This is a genomic window from Chryseobacterium sp. S90, assembly GCF_047444895.1.
In the GTDB taxonomy this organism is placed as follows: domain Bacteria; phylum Bacteroidota; class Bacteroidia; order Flavobacteriales; family Weeksellaceae; genus Chryseobacterium.
The window spans coordinates 130,127-152,329 of the sequence record NZ_JBLGCX010000002.1 but is presented as its reverse complement, the minus strand read 5'-3'; the positions used below and the strand labels follow the sequence as shown (position 1 = coordinate 152,329).

Genomic DNA, 22,203 nt, shown 5'->3' with positions numbered 1-22,203 from the left:
TCTCAAATATAAGGCTTTTTGAACGTTAAAATAAAGGAAGTTCCCTCACTGCTGCTTTCATAATCCACATTTCCTCCTATCCTTTTCATAATACGGTGTACAATAGACAGCCCTACTCCATTTCCTTTAAATTTCTTGGCATTATCCATTCTGTTGAAGATTTTAAACATCTTATGCTTTTCCTCTTCAGGAATACCAATACCATTGTCCGAAACCCTGTAAATAATAGTCTGTCCATCTTCCGTTCCTTCAATTTCCACTTTCGGAAGATCTTTATGGGAAGAATATTTCACAGCATTATTGATGATATTCAGGAAAACCTGATGAAGCATTGTTTTATCAGCCAGTACATCCGGGCATTCCTTAATGATAATTTCACTGTTCGGACTACCATAGGTCATCTTGGCATTTTGAGATATTTTCTCAATGGTATTAGCCGTTTTCAGGCTTTCAAGCTGTATTTCACTATGTTTGGCACGACTGAGCTGCAGTACATCATGCATCATTTCAGCCATATTATCTATTTCCTCAATAATTGTATTGATCTTGGTTTTGCTTTTCACGGAATCATCAGCAAGATTTCCCAAAAGCATTTGTGCATTCAGTTTCATTACCGTAAGAGGCGTTCCCAGGTCATGCGAAATGGTATAAGAAAAACTGTCAAGTTCATCATTTACTTTTTTCAGTTCATCATTAAGCCTTTTGATCGCATTATAATTTTTGTGAGAGGTTTCTAAAATCAAATCCCTTACGGCCTGTACTGCACTTACATTTCTGGAGTTCCATCTTTTAGAATTCCCTTTGATATTTTCTGTAAAAATACGGAAGGAAGTTCTAGGCGATATCATCTGTTTTTCCTCTCCGTTCTGAGAAAAGACCTCTATTTTTTTCTCCGGATTCCCGGCCCAGTTGATGTGTTCATCAAACTCTTTACGAAACCAGATCAACATTTCATTTTTATCCCTTTCAATAAAATAAATAACGATTCCTGCAGCATTTTCAGACAGATCCAACTGATCACCATATTCTTTAAGAAAGTTACGGCTCACATAGATTCTTTCATTGGTATTCTCCAGTGCCCATTGAACAATTCGGCTTATACTTTCCGGATTGGGAGTTTTACCGTCTGTTATAATATTCTCATCTGAAACAATAGCAAGCCCGTCTGCTTCAGGCAAATTTCTGATTTCCGTCTTACATTCAATAAGAGAGTCGAATAGGTTATTATGTTTTAGAAACTCCGTTTTAAGCTGAGAAACCTTTTCATTCAGCTCCAAACGGTAGTTCAGTTCGCTTTTGGATTTAAAAGAGGAATAAGCATTAGCAGCCAGAGCTGTGAAAATTCCTGCCTGCACCCTGTCCTCAAGATCAATATGTTTAGGTTCTACATTCTGGCAGGTTACCAATCCCCAAAGATGATCATCAATAATAATCGAAACACTGAAGCTTGAAGCAGCTCCTGAATTTTTAAGATATTGCCCGTGAACAGGCGACATTGCTCTGGATGCAGAGAAAGTAAGGTCAATATTTTCAGGACTTCTGCTTAAAATAGGAACTGTATCCGCATATACATTACTGAAAATTCTTTTTCTTTTTTTCAGATAAAGATCGCGTGCCTGCTTGGGAATATCAGATTCCGGATAATGAAGTCCGAGAAAACTTTCCATATTCTCATTTTTCTTTTCAGCGATAACTTTTCCTGAACCATCCATCATGAATTTGTATACCATCATACGGTCGTAGTTCACAACCTTCGACAGGGTTTCCAGAAGATGATTCCAGAGCTCCTTTTCATTATCGATGATATAAAAATTATCATACTTATTCGAAATCCGTTTATTGGGATTAATGATAACCTCTTCAAACTCCATGAAAATATAGAGTTCACTTCTAAAAACAGAAAAATGGAACTCAGTATCTCCAATAAAAATCTTATCGAAATAAGTTTCATTCTTCCTTCTGGTAAACTTTTCCAGCGAAGTATAGATTTCTGAATCAATAATGCTTTGAAAACTTTCAGGAAAGTCAGTAAGCTTTCTTCCGAATAGTTCCTGAGAACCCCCGATCTTAAATATATCCGAAATATTCCTGCTAAAAAAAGTAATGGTACGGGACTCTGCATCAATGCCAATCAAATAACCAAAACTTTGTATAGAACCCGGAATATGGATAGGCTCTTCATGGCATTCTATAAAATTCATATATCTTTTCAGTCTAACTATCAAATATAGCCTTTTTTCGAACAGCTTTCTATTTTGTGGTACCTTATTTTAAACTTCAGGCTATCAGGCATTCATGGGAAAAATCAAGTAAAGAAAAGGTCGAAAAACACATTAAAACATTCTCCATTTTCATCCTCTTTTAGTGTCATATCTCTAAAATATACAAAAAAATAAACAATAATCCAATTATCAAGCTTTAACCATGATTCATAACATAAATTACACATTATTAACCTTAATAATTATTTTATTTAAACAAATTTATCTAAATTTATATCACCAAATAATGAATATGACAAAAATTCATTGAATTATTCACAATAAATTCAATATAAAATTTAAATTCAAATAATACTATTATGAAAAAGTTCCCATTAATTTTATTTTCTCTGGTCCTCTCTATAGGATTATGGAATCCATCAGAAGCATGTACAAGAGTAGTTTACAAAGGTCCTCAGAATACCGTTATTACAGCCCGTTCTATGGACTGGCGTGATGAAATTCCGGCCAACCTGTGGGTTTTCCCAAAAGGAATAGACCGCAACGGACTTGTAGGCTCTAAATCTGTAAAATGGTCTTCCAAATACGGAAGCCTTATCAGCTCTTCATGGGATATTGCATCAGCAGACGGAATGAACGAAAAAGGACTGGTTGCCAACCTTCTTTGGCTAGGAGAATCCCAGTATCCAAAGTTTGATGGAAAAGGAAGTAAAAAGGGACTTGCCATATCATTATGGGCACAATATTATCTCGATAATTTCGCCACAGTAAAAGAAGCCGTAGAGTTTTCACGAAAAGAGCCATTCGTTATTGTAAGTGATTATATTCCGGGAACAGAAAGATTTACGACAATTCATCTTTCCATTTCCGATGCCTCAGGAGACAATGCTGTATTTGAGTATATTGACGGTAAACTGGTTATTCATCATGATCCATCTTATACGGTAATGACCAACTCTCCTGTTTTTGAAGAACAGTTAGCTCTTAACAATTACTGGAAAGGAATTCCGGGAACGGTAATGCTTCCGGGGACCAACCGTGCTGCAGACCGCTTTGTAAGAGCTTCTTACTATGTGAATGCAATACCGCAGACTGCTGATACCCGTACAGCTATAGCGAGTGTTTTCAGTGTCATCAGAAACTGTTCAGTGCCTTACGGAATCACTTCAGCAACGGAACCTAATATTTCATCCACAAGATGGCGCTCTGTTTCTGATCAGAAAAATCTGGTATATTATTTTGAAACGGTTTTCACACCGAATACTTTTTGGGTAGATCTTAAAGATTTCGACCTAAGCGCTAAGGGAAAAGTGATGAAACTGGATTTGAGTAATAATAACACTTACAACGGTAAATCCAATGCAAATTTTAAAGAATCTGCACCGTTCGCATTCTTAGGATTAAAATAGATATTTCACCACAAACCACTTATGCTTAAGTAAAAAATCTGCCCCTACAGATAAAAAAACTAAGTATCAACGAACTATGATTGAATATTTGACTATTTCTCTCTCCTGGATGGGTGTCAAATCAGAGATTTGAAGAGGTGGTTAAAAACACTTTTCTTTCATTCAAGCGCATATAAAGATACTTGTGGTAAAGTAAAGTTTACAATATAAAAAAACAAAAATAGATATGGCCTTTTTTTCGATTAAAAAGAAAAGCCTGATCCTGTGCATGCTGGCCTGCGGGTTATCAGCTTATGCACAAAATCAGGACTCTCTGAAGACCACCTCTCCTCCACAGGAAGAAGACAATGTAAAATATCCGCAGCTGCAGATCAAAGGCCTTTTTCAGGCACGTTATCTGGTTGGGATGTCCAAGGATGTTGATGTCAACGGACTTCACCATACGGATGGTTCCGGAACAGATAATAATTTCATGCTTAAATACATGAGGGTTCAGGTTCGGGCACAGATCAGTAAACGCACAGAAGTTGTTGTCCTGGCCAATCTTGCCGATTTTAAAAATGATCCCAAAAGCAGAGTTCTTGAAAATGCTTATCTGAAGTATACTTTCAATCCTAAATTAGCCATTACAGTAGGACAATTCAGACCTTGGTTTGGTATTGAAGAAACTTACCCTATTGATATTATTAAATCTTTAGACTGGTCTAATCAGTATACAGAATTCGGAAAACTGGGCTGGACGAGTTTTCAGATCGGGATGTCTGTCACAGGACAGCTTCAGCTGGGAGAAATTCCCTTCCAATACGCTGTTTCGGTAGTCAACGGAAATGGGAAAAACCAGATCAACGATAATGATAATGGAAAGCAGTATTCTACCCGTCTTGTTTTCGGATTATCAAAAAAATATCACTTCAATGTAGGTCTGAATGGAGGTACCGGAGAAGTTTTCAGCAAAAAAGTATATGCTTTGGGAATCGATCTGAGTTCATTGATTCAGTTTGATCCAAAATGGAGTCTTGATATGCAGCTGGAAGCTAAACAGGCAACCAACCATGTTCTGTACAATTCTATTGCACCTGAATTACGCCCTGAAAACCCAGACCAATATCTGATCCGCGGAGCTTATTTCCTTCCGAATTTAAGATATGAAATCAACCATAAAAATCTCAGTGCCTTTGAACTATCATGTCGATATGAATATCTTGACACGAATTTCCGAATGGCGTCCAATCCACGACAAACGATCACTCCAATGTTCGGACTGGAATTCCTGAAAAATTATGGTGCAAGGATTCAGCTTGGGGTTCAGTTCGACCGCTATAAATATCAGGTGGAAAACACCTCACAATACAACAATAATCTATTCATTGTGCAAGTGCAAAGTAGGTTTTAACCCATTAAATAGTTAGTATCATGAAAGAAATAAATATCAGAAACGTAGCGATAACATTTGTTGTTGCGTTGATCATATGGTTCATTCCTGCTCCGGAAGGTGTTGCCGAGAATGCCTGGCATTTGTTTGCCATCTTTGCAGCAACCATTTTAGGAATCATCCTTAAAGCCGCTCCCATGGGTACCATGTGTATGATGGCCATTGGTTTTACAGCCCTTACACAAGTAGTTGCTCCCGGAGATGCAGGAAAATCTATTACAAAAGCGCTTTCCGGGTTTGGAGACAAAGTAATCTGGCTGATCGGGATTTCATTCTTTATCGCCAGAGGATTTATCAAAACAGGACTCGGAAACCGTATTGCCTTTCTATTCATCAGAGTTTTTGGTAAAAGCTCATTAGGATTGGCTTACGGATTAGGACTTGCCGATGTTTGTCTTGCTCCTGCTATTCCAAGTAATACAGCAAGAGGTGGTGGGATTATTTATCCTATCATGAAATCTATGGCAATAAGCTTTGATTCCGTTCCTGAAAAACCGGAAACTCATAGAAAATTAGGTTCATTTTTAACTTTGAATAGCTATTATATGAACCTCATCGCTTCTTCTATGTTCCTTACCGGAACTGCCAGTAACCCGATGTGTCAGAAATTTGCAGCCAACCTTGGTATTGATATTACCTGGATGTCATGGGCTGCAGCAGGTTTCATTCCCGGTGCAGTAGCATTCTTTGTCGTTCCATTGGTATTGTACAAATTATATCCGCCTGAATTGAAAAAAACAGGAGATGCTCCGAAAATGGCCGCTCAGAAATTAAAAGAAATGGGACCTATTTCCAGAAATGAATGGCTGATGCTGTTAGCATTCTTTATTCTGTTAGCCCTTTGGATATTCGGTGGAGCTCTTTCTATTGACGCTACGACAACGGCTTTCATTGGATTAACTTTATTGTTATTGACCTCAGTATTAACCTGGGAAGATGTAAAAGGAGAAAAAGGAGCATGGGATACTATCGTTTGGTTCGCCGTATTGGTAATGATGGCAAGTTCTTTAAATGAATTAGGCTTCATTGGCTGGTTCAGTAACCTTATCAAAGTTCAGATCGGAGGTCTGAGCTGGCAGGTTGCCTTCCCGGTGATTATTGTTGTCTATTTCTTCAGTCACTATATTTTTGCCAGTGCTACTGCTCACGTAGCGGCCATGTATGCAGCATTACTAGGCGTAGGTGTTTCTTTGGGAATTCCTCCTATGCTGTTAGCGATGATGCTGGGTTTCATGGGTTCTATTTATGGCGTACTTACCCATTACGGGCATGGTCCGGCTCCGGTATTCTTCGGAAGCGGATATGTAGACCTGAAAGCATGGTGGCTCAGAGGTCTTGAAATAGGAATCGTTCTATTAATTATCTATATGGTTGTAGGAGGATTGTGGATGAAAGTCTTAGGATATTATTAATTTTTTAAATCAAAAATATGTTATCAACATTGTCAAGAAAAATGCTGATGTGCCTTACAGGACTCTTTCTGGGATTCTTCCTGTTGATTCATTTCCTTGGAAATCTTCAGCTTTTTCTGCCACAAGAACAGGCGCACCTGCAATTTAATGCCTATTCGCATTTTTTATCCGGAAATATTATTATCAAAATAGTTTCTTACGTTTTGTATGCCAGTATCATTTTGCATGCTGTAGACGGGCTGATTATTACTTTAAAAAACAGAAAGTCCGGTGGCGGTTATCAGTCGGACAGACGTGGAAGAGCCAGTACATGGGCTTCCCGAAATATGGGAATCCTCGGAACCTTAATTCTGATCTTTCTGGTAATTCATTTCCAGAACTTCTGGTATATCTACAAATTCGGAAATCCGCCTTTGGATGAGAACGGAAATAAAGACCTGTACATTTTAGTAGTGAATGTCTTTAAAGAATGGTGGTATGTTATCATTTATGTTTTATCAATGATTGCCTTATGCTATCACCTGATCCATGGAATATACAGTGCTGTAAGAACTCTGGGACTCTATCATCCTAAGTTTGTGCAATGGTTCAAAACGATAGGAATCGCCTATTCAATCATCATTTGTGTAGGTTTTGCATTGATGCCGGTGTATGTATTCTTTACTTATCATTAAACAGAACGGTCATGATTTTAGATTCAAAAATACCACAAGGCCCATTAGAACATAAATGGGAAAATTATAAAAAGAAAGCAAAACTCGTTAATCCTGCCAACCGTAAAAAACTGGATGTGATTGTTGTAGGAACCGGACTTGCGGGAAGTTCTATTGCAGCTTCTTTGGGAGAAATGGGATATAATGTCAAATCATTCTGTTTCCAGGACAGCCCGAGAAGAGCGCACTCTGTGGCAGCCCAAGGAGGTGTAAATGCTGCAAAAAATTATAAAAACGATGGTGACAGTGTATACAGAATGTTTGTAGACACATTGAAAGGAGGAGATTTCAGAGCTCGTGAAGCTAACGTTTACCGTATGGCAGAATGTTCTCTGAACCTCATCGACCAGGCTGTAGCTCAAGGAGTTCCTTTTGGACGTGAATATGGGGGATATCTGAACAACCGCTCATTCGGAGGGGTTCAAGTGAGCCGTACATTCTATGCCAGAGGACAAACGGGACAACAGCTACTTCTGGGAGCTTATCAGGCATTAATGAGACAAGTTGGAAAAGGTTCTGTACAATTGTTTTCAAGACATGAAATGCTTGATCTGGTCACCGTTGGCGGCAAAGCAAGAGGAATTATTGTAAGGAATTTAGACACAGGAGACATTGAAAGACATGCAGCACATGCTGTAGTATTGGCAACGGGAGGTTACGGAAAAATCTATTATCTGTCTACCCTGGCTATGGGATGTAATGGTTCCGCAATCTGGAGGGCTCATAAAAAAGGAGCTTTAATGGCTTCTCCAAGCTGGATTCAGGTACACCCTACTTCTCTTCCTCAATCCGGAGATTATCAGTCTAAACTGACATTAATGTCTGAATCACTACGTAATGACGGACGAATCTGGGTTCCGTTAAAAGAAGGTGAAAACAGACCTCCGAATGATATTCCGGAAAATGAAAGAGATTATTACCTTGAAAGAAGATATCCGGCTTTCGGGAATCTTGCTCCGAGAGATATTTCTTCCCGTGCAGCAAAGGAAAGAATTGATGCCGGTTTCGGAATCGGGCCTTTGAAAAATGCGGTGTATCTTGATTTTTCAAAAGCAATTCAGGAACAGGGAAAGTATAAGATCAAAGAGAAATATGGAAATTTATTTGATATGTATCTTAAAATAACGGGATACGATGCCTATAAAGAACCCATGATGATCTCTCCATCTGCCCATTTTTCAATGGGTGGCCTTTGGGTAGATTATGAGTTGATGACTACCGTTCCGGGATTGTTTGCTTTAGGTGAAGCTAATTTTGCGGATCACGGAGCCAACAGATTGGGAGCCAACTCTCTTTTACAAGCTTCTGTAGACGGTTATTTCATTGCACCTTACACCATTGCAAACTATCTGGCAGATGAAATTCACACCGGGAAAATTTCTCCTGATACGCCGGAATTTGAACAGGCTGAAAAAGCTGTTAAAGACCAGATTACTGATTTTATCAATATCAAAGGAACCAAAACCGTTGATTATTTCCACAAAACATTAGGGAAACTTCTCTATGATTATTGCGGACTGGCCAGAAATGAAGAAGGTCTGAAATATGCCATTCAGGAAATCAGAAAACTGAAGGAGGAATTTTACAAAGATGTAAGAGTTTCCGGACAGGGAGATCAAATGAATACCGAACTGGAAAAAGCGGGCCGTGTAGCCGATTATTTTGAAATAGGAGAATTAATGTGCTACGATGCCTTAACCCGTAATGAATCCTGTGGTGCGCATTTCCGGGAAGAATTCCAGACTCCGGACGGAGAAGCAATGAGAAATGATGCTGAATATCAGTTTATTTCTGCATGGGCATGGGCTGGTGAAAATGGAGAACCGGAGCTGATAAAGGAGCCTTTAACCTTTGAAGAAATTCAGCCAACGGTAAGAAGTTACAAATAAAAAACAGAAAATTATGGATTTACATCTTCAGATATGGAGACAGAAAGACAGAAAAAGTGAAGGGAAACTGGTAGGCTACGACCTGAAAGGATTGAATTCTCATATGTCTTTCTTAGAAATGCTGGATACTTTGAACGAGAAACTGATCATTGAAGGTGGCGAGCCTGTAGAATTTGATCACGACTGCCGTGAAGGGATTTGCGGACAATGCGGAATGATGATTAATGGTATTGCCCATGGTCCTCTGAAAAATACAACCACCTGCCAGCTTCATTTACGGTCTTTTAAAGATGGGGAAACCATTCTGATAGAACCTTTCCGTGCTGAGGCTTTTCCTGTGAAGAAAGATTTAAAAGTAGACCGATCTGCCTTTGACAGAATTATATCTTCAGGAGGTTTTGTATCGGTAAACACAGGCCAGGCTCCTGATGCTACAGCCATTCCGGTGACTCACCAAACGGCCGAAGAAGCTTTTGATTCTGCAGCGTGTATCGGATGCGGAGCTTGTGTTGCTACATGTAAAAACGGCAGCGCAGCATTATTTACCTCAGCAAAAATCACCCATATGGCTCTTCTGCCTCAGGGAAAAGAAGAACGAAGCAAAAGAGTGCTGGACATGGTGGCTCAGATGGATATAGAATTATTCGGGCACTGCTCCAATACGGAAGCCTGTGAAGTGGAATGCCCGCAAGGAATTTCCGTACTCAATATCGCCAGAATGAATTTTGAGTACAGCAGAGCTCTATTTTTCAGGAAAAAAGCTTAGATCAATAAAGAAGAACGCTAAAAATGATCATGTTTGAAAGGGTAAATCTGCCATGCAGGTTTGCTCTTTCTTTTTTTAATTTACTTCTATTCGTTCATCATGGCCACTACCCTTGCCGGAGCTGCAGAACCGCCTACAATTTTTAACGGAAATACGCAGATTTTAAATCCGGATGGAGGTAATGCACTGAGATTGGTAAGCTGTTCAATGTGTAAATATTCTTTTTCGATGCCTACACGATGACCTTCCCAGAAGAATTCGGGATCATTGAGTTCCTTGGCCTTCTGAGCCATATATTTTAGTGGAAGATCCCAACCCCATTGGTCAATTCCCATTACTTTCACACCTTGATCAATCAGCCATTCTGTAGCTTCTTTGCTCATTCCCGTTCCTTTTTCTACAAAATCTGAGGTTCCCATCATCTTGTCACGATCTGTTCTGATCAAAACAATATTTCCTTCCTCTATAGTAATTCTGTTTTTATCCAGATCTTTTTTCAGATCATCTACAGTGATAGCAACAAAGTCTTCTTTATGAGTGCAATCAATCACAATTCCATCTCCATAACACCAATCCAAAGGAATCTGATCTATAGTTTTAGCCGGTTTTCCTTCCACAACAGGACCATAATGCCATGGAGCATCAATATGAGTTGTGGCATGCAGACCCATATTTTTGATCGTGTCATCTGCCCATCCCGTCCAGTTTTTAGGAAAAAGCCTTGCTGGAAGTCTTAGTGCCAAACGAATCAGCCAATGTGACTTTCGGTGTGCTTTATGTTTGATTTTCACCCTCATAAACCAAGGGTCACCTGCATTATATTGGATGGGTTTTGTCAGATCGACAATTGTTGTTTTCATATGATTCAGCTAAGGAAACAAAGATAGCAAATAAGGCAAAAAAGATGAATAGATATTAACAAATGAAAAAGATTAGTAATGACTAATCTTTTTCTAATTCTAGTGGGTTTTCGTATTTTTTGTTTTCTTCCCTTTCTTTTTGTCTTTGTCTTATGATTTCCTGCCCTTGTATAATAGTGGTTTCATAACTTGCAAGTACACCAATTAAGTTCGCATTGGCATCTTTTAACGCTTTTTCAAATTTCGGTCGAGTTGTTTCAAAAGCTTCACTATATCGATTTTCTCTTATGTTAATTAACTTACCTTTTAATTTATATGCAGGTATAGATTTTATAAGCTCAAAATCATACTCTTCTTTATCATCTGTTATTTTAACAATCAATCCAGGCAATCCGCTAAATTTATATGGACCATAGGGTAAAGGAATTTCGGGAGCATACCAGGCGATCCAATTTCGGCCCTTAAAGGTAACTTCTGCTTTTTTACAATTAATTGTGTTTATTATTTTTGTATCATTACTCAATTTCCAATTTTTAATGATCGGCTCTTTATAGGTAAGTATGGACATTCCAACTAAGTTAAAATACTGTATATTTTCATTTGATTGTATTATGGTAAAGGAAAATTTTGTTTTTGGAACTGACACTCCTTTCGAGCTTAACAGTTTTGCTCCATTTTCTAAAGTTTTTATTGGAAGTGCCTGGAATACTGAATCTCTTTTAAGTGATTGAATACTTGCAAAAAAAGCACGTTTATCATCTATCTGTAATGAAAAAAATTCTTCATGTCTATAATCAGGAGTTGATGTATTCAATTTAGCTTTCAATAAATAGGTAAACTCACCCCGCAGAGTATCTTTTTTATGTAATTGAGAAAAAAATAAAACACTAAAAAATAAGGTTAATAATTGGAGTAGTTTTTTATCGTAATACATAGAATCATTTTTGATTGCAAAAAAAGAAGCACTTATAACCTAATAATAAAAGTTATAAGTGCAAATAATTAATATGAAACAAATATTAATTACAGTAATTTGCTTCAAGATTAGCAAGCCACTGATTTGCTTGTTCTGGAGTCCAATCTTGCGTTGTAGTAGCAGTCTGACCACAAAATTCTGCAATCCAAACTTGTTTAATTCCTCCTTTTACAGTTTTAAGGTCTTCGCGAGTCATTTTTTTCATTTTTTTCATAAAATATGTTTTTTAATCAGGTCTCAAATATATACAACTAACTCATATCTATAAGATATTTTTTATTATGTTAACCCGTTGATTTTATGACAAAAACATATTTTTCACTTAAAAATTTTTCGTATAAAATTGAATTGGTTTTATCATATTACTTAAATAACAAAAAGCATTTATTAAAAAATGCTTTTTGTTATTTTTGTTTATGTTAAATGATTAATTCGATACATTATTATCCTTTTCCGCTTTTACTTCATTCATTTTGCCCTAAAACCCTTTAGGGATCATAATCTTCTTTGGATCATTCTCATCATACATAATTTCAATAGTTCCGTATTTAGGGACAGAAGAGAGATTCAAAAGGCTGACAATTTTCTTGTAGACCGCAATATGTTCAGTTCCTCTGAAGTCTTTAAAACTTACCTGAAACATAATCTGAGGCTGGTCATTGACAAGAAGTCCTGTCTGGCTTACGCTGATAATATTGGCTTCAGCATTTCTTCCTGAAAAGAGGATTTGTTCTTCTTTTTTATTTTTAAAAAGCTTGCTGATCAGCAACTGAAAAACCAATATATAAATAAGCGTTATTACACCGCTGAAAATAATCGGGTGCATGAAGGTCAGGAATCTCCAGCCAAAATCAAAAGATTCCCGCATATAGAAGTAATAGTAGAGTCCTCCTATGTAAGCAATCATTAATACAGCAAATACAATTCTTAAAACGATTCCTGAGGTATTGAACCCCACTTTCTGATCACTTAAAATAAAGTAAGGCTCCTGTGAAACTTTGGGATTAAGCAGTACTTTCACCTTATTTCCGACATCAAATCTTTTTTGCTGCGGTTTAGAATCGTGAAACATCATTTCATGCTCAATCAAGGTATTTCTGAGATTAGGAAATGAAAGAACAATCTGAATGATATTCATATTGGTTTTCGGAATATACTTCAGGAGTTTATAGCTGATGATTTTTGCTTCTCTGGGAATTCCGTTCCGCAGTATGGATTGAATAGTATTCTTCTCTTTAAAGGTTTTTATAAAAAGGATATTAACAAAGAAGGCAATAACATACAGCCATATGAGCAAAGAAAAACCGAGATATCCATAGCTCACAGCTAATGAATTTCTCGGTTCTGTCGCCAGTTCCTCACTCATCATATAAATGAAAATCGGAAAAGGAACGCAGAAAAAAAAGAGAAAAATCCCCCAGAAAATGATCATAAATTTCATAACTATTATTTTGTGTGGTGAGATAAAGTTATGATAATATTATTGAATGGGAGAATTCTTTTTTACACCTCTTTTTCAAAATAAAGTCTGTAATATTTCCCTTTATCATCTTCACCCGTTTCGATTTTTTGTCGGTCTCCATGGATGTAAATGTGGAAGTTTTTATCTAATTTGATAATACTTTTAAAATGTCTTTGTGTCTTTTTTACCGCAGCTTCACTGATCGGGAATTCTTCAGCAATATTCACCTGCATATCCTGTTCGTAATCTGTTTTAAAGTTCACGAAACTTTCAATCACATGTTCGTCTCCCAATACCTCATTAGCAAATTCATCAAGTTTAAATTCTTCTTTTTCTTTAAAGAAATTAATTGATTTATTAAGGAAATCTGCCTGATCTGCTTTGGAAACTTCAAATTCCTGAGGAAGCTGTTTTGTGATATAATCTTTATACACCATCAAAGCTTCCTGTGTGTGAAAATATTCATCATCACGCTGTTTCACTTTAAGGAAATCTTCAAACCAGTAGTACATATCCCCATTTTTGTTGTTATCAACTACAGAAAGTACATATCCGGTTTCCTTATTGTTGTTGTAGATCAAAGCAGCTTTATCAATTTTAGACAGCCCGATTCCCTGATCTTTTTCAATGTCAAATGTTTCTTCTGAAGGAGTGATTTTCAGGAAAGATTCTCTCTTTTCTGTTTTGAAGATCCCGATTTTGTCCACTTTATCAGGACGGTCACTTTCATCTTCAAAAAATACGATAAAAAGTTCTCCACTCTGAACTCTTGGGTTTTCAGCTGCTTCAAAAAGATGTTTTGCAATGTTTTCAGATTCCCAGATGAACTTGGCTTTGTCATCAAAAATTTCTGATACCGCACTGTAAACCGGATTATTCACCAGATAAGTGTCACTGTAAAAATGAAAAGTTTCTTCTGATTTAAAAGATCCTAAAAAGTAATCTTCAAGCATTTCTGCCATTCCTTCTTCCAGTTTCAATTCCTCCTGGGAAAGTGTCAGGGAATCTCCATTGATCTTATTTCCGACTCTGTGTACTATTATTTTTGAAAACATTTTTCTGAATATTTGGACTGCAAAGATATTCATTCTTATTCTTTCTGCGAAACTTAAAAAATGTCATAAGATGAGATAGATTTTATTGAAGTAGATTTATACCACCCCGTCAAAAATTCTTTGAATTTTCGCCACCCCTCCAAGAGAGGGGAATTTCAGCCATTCCGTTGTAATTGTGCTGGCAAGAAAAATTTTTGCCTTTCATTTTTCCAAATTGATAAACTCCTTATCATTTTGACATGCTTTTTTGTTTCAAAAATCAAGCTTAAAAATCACAAAATATTATTTATCAACACTTTAAATAAAATTTATTTTCAACGGAATACCATTGGCATCATGATTTGAAAACATAGAAAAATGGACTTAAAGACTTTAAACAGACTCGACAAGCTGAGAAGATTAAAAAGCAGAGGACCTGAAACGCCAAAGTGGCTGAAGCCCTATCATCTGCTCTTTTTTGCTTTTTTAACCATTTTCATCTTTGGCGCCATTATCAAAATGCTGGAACACCATTAAAATATAATATTATGAATTATCTACAAGCCGTAAAGGAAATCACAGATGTGGTTCCTGATTTTGAACAAGAAGTGAAAGAAATTAAAATTCAAAATTCATACAGCATCATCCGCACTTTTACAGAACGTATTAAAAATATGATCCGTCAGAATGACAGAAATCTGTTGTTCAGAAGTTTACAGAAAATGGACAAAATTTACACTGATGGAGATACTGTATTAAAAAATGCAATTGAGACTACTTTTATCTATTCTCTGGACAATTGTACCGCTTTCTGCAGTGAAGAATACAGAAAAGTGATTTTTAGTCACATTTCTACCAACCTTCAGAAGGTATATTCAAGACAAATTTACAGTCACGGTATATAAAGGTTTTATTACATTTTTTATCCGTTTCATTACAAAGTGTTTAAATTAAACAAAATTAAAAATAACTCACAATCAATAGATTATGAAAAATAAAATAAGAAGAATTTCAGACTGGAAAACCTGGAAAACCACGAATAACAGACACAATACAGAGATATTGCTCACTCACATCGCTGTGATAGTATCCGTATTTATTTTTGCAGCCTGCCTTTAAATTTTGGTATACATTTCGCTGCAATACAAAGTGTTTGAAAAATCTTAATTATGATGAAAGTACAAATGCAAACTATTAATCAAAAAATAGCTGTTGAATACTTAAAATTTTTCTATCCGCCACTTCGCAATGAAATCACACAGTTGTCTGTTCAGGACAATTTCGCTGGAATCATGCAGGCTACCGTGAATTATCTGAAGAAGCTTTTACAGGAATCTAAAATCAGTATTATTGCCCATCACCTTAAACTGATGGACTCAATCTATAAAAATGGGGATTCTTATGTAAGAACCATGATTGAAAACCTGTTTGTAAGATCTTTTGAAAGTTTCAAGAAACACGCAAAGATTCAACACTGGAAACTCCTTTATCAATATATGCCTGTAAGCTTCCAGATCATTTATAATGAACAGCAGAAGCAGGATATGATATATTTTGGAAAATAATAGGTAAAACAAAGAGCAAAAAGGCAAATAAATGAATTCGTCTTTTTGCTTTTTCTTTCTGTTACTGACAAATCACACCTTCTTCTATTTCACCCCATACGTGTAAAACCCCTATTTTTGCAAAAATAATAACAATGAAGTACCCTTTTTATGCAGCAATGATATGCCTCTCGCTGATCTCATGTGGAAATAATGACAACACCATTGATGATCCGAAGCCGATTGATAAAGAAATGTATCAGTTTGAATTCAAAAGCTATGCGGTAAAAGGAACCACTCTTTATACCGGATCATTCGGAAGTAAATCTAATCCTGATGAAACCTACCTAAGCCAATACTGGAACCTCTACCAGGAACCTTCCTGGAAAAAAATAAACCTTGATCTTAAAAACAAGACGATCAGATTGATTTCAGAAACCTCATCTACAGATTTTACTTATAGTTTTACAATCGTAAATGATTCTGTACTGATCAAAGAGAATAACAATAAGCCAGCTTACATTGGTGATTTCAAGAAAGGTAACTCTTCGTTTACTTTAAAAAGAACTTACAGATACATTAAAAAAGTACCCAGAAACGATCATGATGCACTATTGATTACTAAAAGTGCACATTTTGGGACAACCCAATACGAAAATATTTTTGGAAATATTTTCACAACTCCTTCTGAAATGATAAAATCAGGGGATCAGGTTTTATGGACTAATATTGAATATTCTTACCAAGAATTATAGTCACTGGTAATGATTCAAAATACATCCCCGGAGCTTATATTTCCGGGGATTTGTTTTTTATGATAAATAGAAGAGTTTTTATTTCTTTACAAATACCTTCTCTATTGTCTGCGATTCTTCATTATTCAGTTTTGAGGCCTTCCCTAACTTGGCAATAAAAGCAGTTACTTCTTCCGGTGTGGCCGGTGATCCCAGGTTTTCTCCTTTAGCATCAAAAGAATCTGCCAGTACTTCTCCTTTTGGATTTAGAATCAGCCAGAAAGGAAGTCCGGCATTTTCACCTTTATATTTATTCATCAATTCCTGCCCGCCAGGGTTTTCAAGACTTTTCTTTTCGCCCCTTTCCTGAACATCCACATAAGCAGTGACAAATCTTTTATCAAAAATAGGTTTGGCTTCAGGAAGATCCATATTTTTTTCCATCATCTTGCACCATTTGCACCATGAAGCATGGAATATCAGTAAAACATTTTTCTTCCCTGCTTTAGCTTCTTTAAAGGCTGTATTTAAAACTACATCTGCTTTTTCCTGTGCTGTACCTAACTGAAATAAAAACAGGGTAACAACGATAATAATTTTAGAGTATTTCATTCTGAATTTTTTGTTTAAATCTACACGAATTTAGGTATTTAATCGTTCAGTTATTTTATTTAACTTTAAATATTAATATAAATAATGAGTTATAAATATTTTTGCGGTTTACTTCTTACTTTAAGTTGTATAGGATATAATGCTCAGGTTTCTGATGCGGTAAAAAAGCTAGCAAAACCTTTAGATCATATTTCCTACGCTGAATCATCTCATATCGGAGCAGGAGGAGAAGAAAGTAAAATTTATAATCAATTTAAAAAAGTTGCCAAAATAGCGACTAATGACGAACTGTTTTATTTTGCGATGAATGGCAGTAATGCACTAAAGGTGTATTCAGGAAAAGAACTGTTTAAAAGGAATGATAAAAGATTCTTAGAAATCTATACATTCTACTCCAGCAATCCTTTAATTATGAAATATACCCTAGGATGTGTTGGAAAAAATAAAAATATTGCAGAATTTTTGAAAGATGAAGTTTACTCAGCCCAAGATTATATTTCATTACGGGATGAGTTATTAAAAAATAATAAACAAGATGAAATAGGAAAAACACAACTTAAGCAAATTAAAGCAATGGGTTATGGTAAGCTTACTGAAGAAGAAATCATGTTAGTAAGGAAAGATTTGAAAAAAATTGATCAAAAACAAAACTAAATTTCTTGGTATAGCAAATAGATTTAAATTTCACCCAATTCAGTTACATTAATTTTTAACAAGTTTAAAAATGATTGAAATAAAAAAATATTCTAATCAGTCAGGGCATCCTGAGCCAAGACGCGTCATCAGATACACGCTATTTTGGTGTCATCATGGAAGTGCTGAAATTTTGATTGACGAAAATATTTTTATCCTGAAACCCAATCAGGTCGTAACGATTACTTCAGGGCAGTTTCATCAGTTAAAAACAGTTCAAGGAGAACTTACTGCATTAGAATTTACTCTGGACTTCTTTTCTAAAAGTGACAGTGATATTGAACTTATTTTTCACAACGGGCTTTTTTGTCATTTCGGAATGAATGAGATAATCATGATTCATAATCCTTCATTTTTCTCAGGAACATTGAACACCATTGAAAAAGAAATTCTGGAACAGCCTTATCAATATCTGATTTCTACACATTCTCTGGTAGAATTGCTGTTGGTAGAAATCAACCGCAGTAAAATTGCCAACGGTGATGAAATCTGGAAACCGGATGCTTTATTCTTAAAATTCCTTGAAAGTGTCAGAAAGAATTTCAAAAACAATTATCAGGTCTCTCATTTTGCTGATCTCCTTGGAACTACTGAAGCCAAACTGAATGAAGTTTCAAAACTCCACACAAGCAAAACCGCTCAGAATGTTATCTACAGCCTTATTATTTCTGAAGCGAAAAGACTTTTACTGTATGAAAAACTATCAGTAAAGGAAATTGCTTATCAGCTGGGCTTCAATGATCCTTTCTACTTTTCAAATTTCTTTAAAAAGCATACTTCACGTTCCCCTAAAGATTATCAAAAGGCAGTAAAGGAAATCTAAAAGAAGAAATCAACAGCGTCATATTAACTTCCAGCCTCCAACTTCCCTCCTCCCTTCTAAATATTATATGTTTTTCCCAAAATTGTCTATTCTTTAGACAACGGTTTTCCCTGAACTTTGTACTGTAATTAAGACCTAAAAATTATAAGTATGAAAACGCAACAGGACACCGCCGTTTTTTTATTAAGGATAGCTTTGGCATTCGGATTTTTATCTGCCGTAGCGAGCAGGCTGAATCTTTGGGGAGCGCAATCTTCAGGCTGGAAAAAGTTTGTGGAATATACCGCTGAAACAAATTCATTTTTACCGCAGTCATGGGCTTCCATAATAGCCGTATTGTCTACAGCTGCTGAATTATCAATCGGTATTCTGCTTCTTGTAGGTTATCTGGTAAAAGGAACTGCACGGTGCGCCTCTATTCTTACTTTATTTTTTGCGGTTGCGATGAGTATTTCTTTTGGCATTAAAGAGCCTTTAGATTATTCTGTTTTTGTATTCTGCGCCGGAGCATTTCTCCTGAGTACTTTCTCCCGTTATCAATGGAGTTTAGACCAATTTTTACAACAATAACAATTAAAATTTATATATCATGAACACCAACATCCACGATTACATCGTAAAAACAGAACAAAAAGAATGGCAGCCTTTAATTGAAAAAGGAATTCATTATGAAGGTATCTTTGTAAAATCTTTAAAATTCGATCCGGAGAAAAACCGTTCTACCAGCATTCTTTTAAAATTTGAACCGGGAGCCAGCTATCCTTATCACAATCATCCTGCCGGAGAGGAACTTTTTATTATGGAAGGTGATGCTACTATTGCAGGAGCCCAACTTGAAAAAGGAGATTATCTGTATACTCCACCCAATTTTAAACATTCAGTAAAGTCTGAACAAGGTTGTACGATTCTTTTTGTAATTCCTGAAGAAGTGGAGATTCTTTAATTCCAAAACAAAACCACAGTAAGTTTACTGTGGTTTTTATGATTAAAAAAGGATTGGAATTATTTCAAAACTGTTTTGTCCGCTGACATTGGTCTGAAAACAATTAATGTTTTTTTCTTTCTCACAATATCTACCAAAGTCTGGACTGAAAACGTGAGAATAATATACAGTACAACAAGCACCATTACATAACCAATACTATGCTGTCTGTACCCAAAAATACCTTTTCCCCATGAGATCAGTATCCATTGGATCATATACATTGAAGTCAGGTTTCTGCTGCAATATTTTAAAACTTTAATTGCCTTATTTTCCTTGCTGTTTACCGTGAGAGTATAGATAATCCACAGGAAGATCAGCGTCCAGCCTGCAAAATAAACAACTCCTCCGGGTCCCATATGATAGAAACCGTTATAATTGTATTCGCCATACAGAAAAACCAATGGCGCACCAACTGCAACGAAAACCAATCCCACATACAGCATATTTCTAAATAATTGTTTGCTGTTGTAGTTCAGCTCCTGGAACCATTTTCCGAAAAACATTCCGATGATGATAAAAGCCATCCATGGAAAAACAGGAAAATACACGTAAGCCGGATAGTCAGTATTAAAAAGAAGATCCAGAATATAATTGATCACAGGATAGTCCAGGTTAATTCCACTAACTTCTCTGGATATCAATGCAACGAACAGACCTATCGCCAGAATGATGTATTTATTTTTAACATATTCTCTGATAAACCCGACAAACAGCAAAGACATTCCTGCCAGCTGTAAAATATCACCCAGCTGTACCAGATATACATATTGCTGCTCTATAGGAGCATGCCATCCATATTTCTGAATAAAATTATCAGGAGCAAAATTAAAAATCACAGGGATCATAAACTTCATAAAATTCATAAACAAGCCTGCAAATACCAGTAAAACACCACGTTTCAAAGCACTCTTAAGACTTTGATGGCTGGAAGTCATAAAGGTAATTCCCATGCAGATCAGGAAAATGGAAGTTCCTCTTCCGAGAAAAACAATAAAACTGCCAATTGCTGTTTCATATTGTGATTTTACATTGGCATACACCAACAAGGTATGTATGATAATCATTCCGATGACACTTATACCTTTTATTAAATCCAGCGTGAGGATTCTTTTGTTTTGTTGTTCCATAGTTTTTTTAGTGAAATTGTGGATTAGATGGATAAAATTGTATTCATTAATTATTTCTTTAAACAATATTTTTATTTATTCTAAATAAAATCAAATATACAAATTAAAATCACATCTCATAATTCATAAATAAATTTTCATAAATTATTAATAACTAAATATTTATTATGGAATTAAAGAGCTTTTTAAGCAAACTTTATACCCAAATCCAACACACAAAACCAGATATTAAATTGACAAAATAAGTATTACTATCAACGAAATATCCGGTTAAGAAAATTGTTTTATGATTGAATACAGCGATTATTATTTTTTGAAATAAAAAACTCTTCCAGGGCTGGAAGAGTTTTATTATAATGATTATGACTTAGGTAATTCCGGTGGACGCATTTTGTATTTGTAACTATTTAGGGTTTTTAAAAATGCTACAATATCAAAAACTTCGTCGTCTGTTAAATTCAGTTTTTCTATCATTCCTGATTTGTGGGGAAACTTTGGATCATTGATCTGATCTCCTTTTGGAGTTTCCCTTCCCATTCCGGCGTTGTACATCATAACAATGTTTGCCAGTTCAGGGAAAAGTCCGTTATGCATGTAAGGTTTATTCTCAGAAACTTCTCTCAGCGTAGGTGTTTTGAACTTTCCTACATCTTCGTTCTTTTTGGTAACGATATATCTTCCCAGATCTTCATATTTCTTTCCGTAATATGTCAGTCCCAAATTGTGGAATTTCTGGTCAGAAAAATAAGGGGTGTTGTGGCAATTGATACAGTTAGCTTTAGTTCGGAATAAATGAAGTCCGTTAATTTCAGAATCCGTTAAAGCATCTTTTTTTCCGGTAACGAATTTGTCAAAATTTGATGGCGGACTTATCAGAGAGCGCTCAAATGTAGCAACAGCTTTTGCAATTTTCTCTTCGGTCACTTCCCCATTCCCGAAAGCTTTTATGAAGAAAGTTTTATAACCTTTAATCTTCCTGATATTTTTTGTTGCCATTGACATATGCAGATTCATTTCTACCGGATTTTCGATAGGGGCTTTCACCTGTTCCTCCAAAGTCGCTGAACGACCGTCCCAGAAAAATGTTTTAGCATATCCGATATTCACCAAAGTAGGTGCATTTCTGGTTCCCGTCTGCCTGTCGTGCCCAAAGGAAACTCTGCTTCCGTCTGACCAGCCAATTTCAGGATTGTGACAGTTGGCACAGGAAATCTGTCCGCTTTTGGATAATCTCGGATCAAAAAATAACATTTTTCCCAGTTCCATTTTATCTTCGGAATAGGGATTATCTTCAGGAAATTTCATTTTAGACAAGGGTCCTATATCCTGAAAACCTTCTTTCGCTTCATCAAATAAATGAGCAGCCGGCCATTTGTTCTGATCTCCGCTGCTGTATAAGGTACGAAGCTCTTCTACGGTATATCCCGTAGAGTCATTTGAAGTATAACTTAATAAACATACTATTCCGGCAATGGCCAGAAAAGCGAGATATCTGTCTTTCATTTATTTT

General features: G+C 36.1%; 24 protein-coding genes. 15 read left to right on the top strand and 9 right to left on the bottom strand.

Translation table 11 applies throughout. The annotated features are described in order from the left end of the window. Window positions 1-2: 2 nt before the first annotated feature. Complete coding sequence (locus ACLMCG_RS08440) at window positions 3-2,201, bottom strand: ATP-binding protein (protein ID WP_413961037.1); 2,199 nt, start codon at window positions 2,199-2,201, stop codon at window positions 3-5. A gap of 380 nt (window positions 2,202-2,581) precedes the next feature. Here ACLMCG_RS08440 and ACLMCG_RS08435 point away from each other — a divergent pair, with 380 nt between their 5' ends. The 6 genes from ACLMCG_RS08435 to ACLMCG_RS08410 all read left to right on the top strand — a co-directional run bounded on the left by ACLMCG_RS08435 (window position 2,582) and on the right by ACLMCG_RS08410 (window position 9,843). Next, window positions 2,582-3,631, top strand: a complete 1,050-nt coding sequence (locus tag ACLMCG_RS08435; RefSeq protein ID WP_413961038.1) for a linear amide C-N hydrolase — start codon at window positions 2,582-2,584, stop codon at window positions 3,629-3,631. Window positions 3,632-3,857: 226 nt separating this feature from the next. After that, on the top strand, window positions 3,858-5,024 hold the full coding sequence (locus ACLMCG_RS08430; RefSeq protein WP_413961039.1) for a porin: 1,167 nt from the start codon (window positions 3,858-3,860) through the stop codon (window positions 5,022-5,024). A 20-nt stretch (window positions 5,025-5,044) separates the two neighbouring features. Continuing rightward, window positions 5,045-6,475, top strand: a complete 1,431-nt coding sequence (locus tag ACLMCG_RS08425) for an anion permease (protein ID WP_213280353.1) — start codon at window positions 5,045-5,047, stop codon at window positions 6,473-6,475. Window positions 6,476-6,492: 17 nt separating this feature from the next. Further along, on the top strand, window positions 6,493-7,149 hold the full coding sequence (locus ACLMCG_RS08420) for a succinate dehydrogenase cytochrome b subunit (protein WP_413961040.1): 657 nt from the start codon (window positions 6,493-6,495) through the stop codon (window positions 7,147-7,149). Between the two features lie 11 nt (window positions 7,150-7,160). Beyond that, entirely contained in the window at window positions 7,161-9,077 is a 1,917-nt protein-coding gene (locus ACLMCG_RS08415; RefSeq protein ID WP_413961041.1) for a fumarate reductase/succinate dehydrogenase flavoprotein subunit, read from the top strand. A gap of 13 nt (window positions 9,078-9,090) precedes the next feature. Next, window positions 9,091-9,843 (top strand): succinate dehydrogenase/fumarate reductase iron-sulfur subunit, encoded by a 753-nt coding sequence (locus ACLMCG_RS08410; protein ID WP_413961042.1) that lies wholly within the window; start codon window positions 9,091-9,093, stop codon window positions 9,841-9,843. Window positions 9,844-9,929: 86 nt separating this feature from the next. Here the strand turns inward: ACLMCG_RS08410 and ACLMCG_RS08405 are convergent, their stop codons facing one another. From ACLMCG_RS08405 to ACLMCG_RS08385, 5 genes are all read right to left on the bottom strand, one after another. Continuing rightward, a complete protein-coding gene (locus ACLMCG_RS08405; RefSeq protein ID WP_223599187.1) occupies window positions 9,930-10,703 on the bottom strand; it encodes a cyclase family protein in 774 nt (257 codons plus the stop codon). A gap of 82 nt (window positions 10,704-10,785) precedes the next feature. Beyond that, window positions 10,786-11,637 (bottom strand): GLPGLI family protein, encoded by an 852-nt coding sequence (locus tag ACLMCG_RS08400; RefSeq protein ID WP_413961043.1) that lies wholly within the window; start codon window positions 11,635-11,637, stop codon window positions 10,786-10,788. Between the two features lie 85 nt (window positions 11,638-11,722). After that, entirely contained in the window at window positions 11,723-11,893 is a 171-nt protein-coding gene (locus ACLMCG_RS08395; RefSeq protein ID WP_413961044.1) for a bacteriocin-like protein, read from the bottom strand. Window positions 11,894-12,157: 264 nt separating this feature from the next. Beyond that, window positions 12,158-13,120, bottom strand: coding sequence for a hypothetical protein (locus ACLMCG_RS08390; protein ID WP_413961045.1), 963 nt, complete (start codon window positions 13,118-13,120; stop codon window positions 12,158-12,160). Between the two features lie 62 nt (window positions 13,121-13,182). Continuing rightward, window positions 13,183-14,196: a nucleoid-associated protein gene (locus ACLMCG_RS08385; RefSeq protein WP_413961046.1), complete on the bottom strand. Its 1,014-nt coding sequence runs from the start codon at window positions 14,194-14,196 to the stop codon at window positions 13,183-13,185. 357 nt (window positions 14,197-14,553) lie between these two features. Between ACLMCG_RS08385 and ACLMCG_RS08380 the strand changes: the two genes are divergently transcribed. From ACLMCG_RS08380 to ACLMCG_RS08360, 5 genes are all read left to right on the top strand, one after another. Continuing rightward, window positions 14,554-14,712: a hypothetical protein gene (locus ACLMCG_RS08380; RefSeq protein ID WP_413961047.1), complete on the top strand. Its 159-nt coding sequence runs from the start codon at window positions 14,554-14,556 to the stop codon at window positions 14,710-14,712. An 11-nt stretch (window positions 14,713-14,723) separates the two neighbouring features. Next, window positions 14,724-15,080 (top strand): hypothetical protein, encoded by a 357-nt coding sequence (locus ACLMCG_RS08375; protein WP_318846878.1) that lies wholly within the window; start codon window positions 14,724-14,726, stop codon window positions 15,078-15,080. 82 nt (window positions 15,081-15,162) lie between these two features. Beyond that, window positions 15,163-15,294, top strand: a complete 132-nt coding sequence (locus ACLMCG_RS08370) for a hypothetical protein (protein ID WP_413961048.1) — start codon at window positions 15,163-15,165, stop codon at window positions 15,292-15,294. A 50-nt stretch (window positions 15,295-15,344) separates the two neighbouring features. Beyond that, window positions 15,345-15,740, top strand: a complete 396-nt coding sequence (locus ACLMCG_RS08365; RefSeq protein ID WP_047420913.1) for a hypothetical protein — start codon at window positions 15,345-15,347, stop codon at window positions 15,738-15,740. 134 nt (window positions 15,741-15,874) lie between these two features. Next, entirely contained in the window at window positions 15,875-16,474 is a 600-nt protein-coding gene (locus tag ACLMCG_RS08360; protein WP_223599182.1) for a hypothetical protein, read from the top strand. A gap of 78 nt (window positions 16,475-16,552) precedes the next feature. Here the strand turns inward: ACLMCG_RS08360 and ACLMCG_RS08355 are convergent, their stop codons facing one another. After that, entirely contained in the window at window positions 16,553-17,065 is a 513-nt protein-coding gene (locus ACLMCG_RS08355; RefSeq protein WP_413961049.1) for a thioredoxin family protein, read from the bottom strand. A gap of 84 nt (window positions 17,066-17,149) precedes the next feature. On the opposite strand from ACLMCG_RS08355, the gene ACLMCG_RS08350 reads away from it, so the two are divergent. The 4 genes from ACLMCG_RS08350 to ACLMCG_RS08335 all read left to right on the top strand — a co-directional run bounded on the left by ACLMCG_RS08350 (window position 17,150) and on the right by ACLMCG_RS08335 (window position 19,524). Then, entirely contained in the window at window positions 17,150-17,719 is a 570-nt protein-coding gene (locus ACLMCG_RS08350) for a hypothetical protein (RefSeq protein WP_413961050.1), read from the top strand. A gap of 70 nt (window positions 17,720-17,789) precedes the next feature. After that, window positions 17,790-18,581: a helix-turn-helix domain-containing protein gene (locus ACLMCG_RS08345; protein WP_413961051.1), complete on the top strand. Its 792-nt coding sequence runs from the start codon at window positions 17,790-17,792 to the stop codon at window positions 18,579-18,581. 150 nt (window positions 18,582-18,731) lie between these two features. Then, window positions 18,732-19,151, top strand: a complete 420-nt coding sequence (locus ACLMCG_RS08340) for a DoxX family membrane protein (RefSeq protein WP_413961052.1) — start codon at window positions 18,732-18,734, stop codon at window positions 19,149-19,151. 19 nt (window positions 19,152-19,170) lie between these two features. Next, window positions 19,171-19,524 carry a cupin domain-containing protein gene (locus ACLMCG_RS08335; protein WP_142717602.1) on the top strand — a complete coding sequence of 118 codons (354 nt, stop codon included), beginning with the start codon at window positions 19,171-19,173 and terminating at the stop codon, window positions 19,522-19,524. A 59-nt stretch (window positions 19,525-19,583) separates the two neighbouring features. Here ACLMCG_RS08335 and ACLMCG_RS08330 read toward each other — a convergent pair whose 3' ends face one another. Both ACLMCG_RS08330 and ACLMCG_RS08325 read right to left on the bottom strand, forming a co-directional pair. After that, window positions 19,584-20,693: a heparan-alpha-glucosaminide N-acetyltransferase domain-containing protein gene (locus ACLMCG_RS08330; RefSeq protein ID WP_413961053.1), complete on the bottom strand. Its 1,110-nt coding sequence runs from the start codon at window positions 20,691-20,693 to the stop codon at window positions 19,584-19,586. A gap of 360 nt (window positions 20,694-21,053) precedes the next feature. After that, complete coding sequence (locus ACLMCG_RS08325) at window positions 21,054-22,196, bottom strand: cytochrome-c peroxidase (RefSeq protein ID WP_413961054.1); 1,143 nt, start codon at window positions 22,194-22,196, stop codon at window positions 21,054-21,056. Window positions 22,197-22,203 lie beyond the last annotated feature (7 nt).

Bases quoted from the DNA above. Each gene is read 5' to 3' on its own strand.
- ACLMCG_RS08440 (WP_413961037.1), bottom strand. From the start codon at position 2,201: ATGAATTTTATAGAATGCCATGAAGAGCCTATCCATATTCCGGGTTCT.
- ACLMCG_RS08435 (WP_413961038.1), top strand. From the start codon at position 2,582: ATGAAAAAGTTCCCATTAATTTTATTTTCTCTGGTCCTCTCTATAGGA.
- ACLMCG_RS08430 (WP_413961039.1), top strand. From the start codon at position 3,858: ATGGCCTTTTTTTCGATTAAAAAGAAAAGCCTGATCCTGTGCATGCTG.
- ACLMCG_RS08425 (WP_213280353.1), top strand. From the start codon at position 5,045: ATGAAAGAAATAAATATCAGAAACGTAGCGATAACATTTGTTGTTGCG.
- ACLMCG_RS08420 (WP_413961040.1), top strand. From the start codon at position 6,493: ATGTTATCAACATTGTCAAGAAAAATGCTGATGTGCCTTACAGGACTC.
- ACLMCG_RS08415 (WP_413961041.1), top strand. From the start codon at position 7,161: ATGATTTTAGATTCAAAAATACCACAAGGCCCATTAGAACATAAATGG.
- ACLMCG_RS08410 (WP_413961042.1), top strand. From the start codon at position 9,091: ATGGATTTACATCTTCAGATATGGAGACAGAAAGACAGAAAAAGTGAA.
- ACLMCG_RS08405 (WP_223599187.1), bottom strand. From the start codon at position 10,703: ATGAAAACAACAATTGTCGATCTGACAAAACCCATCCAATATAATGCA.
- ACLMCG_RS08400 (WP_413961043.1), bottom strand. From the start codon at position 11,637: ATGTATTACGATAAAAAACTACTCCAATTATTAACCTTATTTTTTAGT.
- ACLMCG_RS08395 (WP_413961044.1), bottom strand. From the start codon at position 11,893: ATGAAAAAAATGAAAAAAATGACTCGCGAAGACCTTAAAACTGTAAAA.
- ACLMCG_RS08390 (WP_413961045.1), bottom strand. From the start codon at position 13,120: ATGAAATTTATGATCATTTTCTGGGGGATTTTTCTCTTTTTTTTCTGC.
- ACLMCG_RS08385 (WP_413961046.1), bottom strand. From the start codon at position 14,196: ATGTTTTCAAAAATAATAGTACACAGAGTCGGAAATAAGATCAATGGA.
- ACLMCG_RS08380 (WP_413961047.1), top strand. From the start codon at position 14,554: ATGGACTTAAAGACTTTAAACAGACTCGACAAGCTGAGAAGATTAAAA.
- ACLMCG_RS08375 (WP_318846878.1), top strand. From the start codon at position 14,724: ATGAATTATCTACAAGCCGTAAAGGAAATCACAGATGTGGTTCCTGAT.
- ACLMCG_RS08370 (WP_413961048.1), top strand. From the start codon at position 15,163: ATGAAAAATAAAATAAGAAGAATTTCAGACTGGAAAACCTGGAAAACC.
- ACLMCG_RS08365 (WP_047420913.1), top strand. From the start codon at position 15,345: ATGATGAAAGTACAAATGCAAACTATTAATCAAAAAATAGCTGTTGAA.
- ACLMCG_RS08360 (WP_223599182.1), top strand. From the start codon at position 15,875: ATGAAGTACCCTTTTTATGCAGCAATGATATGCCTCTCGCTGATCTCA.
- ACLMCG_RS08355 (WP_413961049.1), bottom strand. From the start codon at position 17,065: ATGAAATACTCTAAAATTATTATCGTTGTTACCCTGTTTTTATTTCAG.
- ACLMCG_RS08350 (WP_413961050.1), top strand. From the start codon at position 17,150: ATGAGTTATAAATATTTTTGCGGTTTACTTCTTACTTTAAGTTGTATA.
- ACLMCG_RS08345 (WP_413961051.1), top strand. From the start codon at position 17,790: ATGATTGAAATAAAAAAATATTCTAATCAGTCAGGGCATCCTGAGCCA.
- ACLMCG_RS08340 (WP_413961052.1), top strand. From the start codon at position 18,732: ATGAAAACGCAACAGGACACCGCCGTTTTTTTATTAAGGATAGCTTTG.
- ACLMCG_RS08335 (WP_142717602.1), top strand. From the start codon at position 19,171: ATGAACACCAACATCCACGATTACATCGTAAAAACAGAACAAAAAGAA.
- ACLMCG_RS08330 (WP_413961053.1), bottom strand. From the start codon at position 20,693: ATGGAACAACAAAACAAAAGAATCCTCACGCTGGATTTAATAAAAGGT.
- ACLMCG_RS08325 (WP_413961054.1), bottom strand. From the start codon at position 22,196: ATGAAAGACAGATATCTCGCTTTTCTGGCCATTGCCGGAATAGTATGT.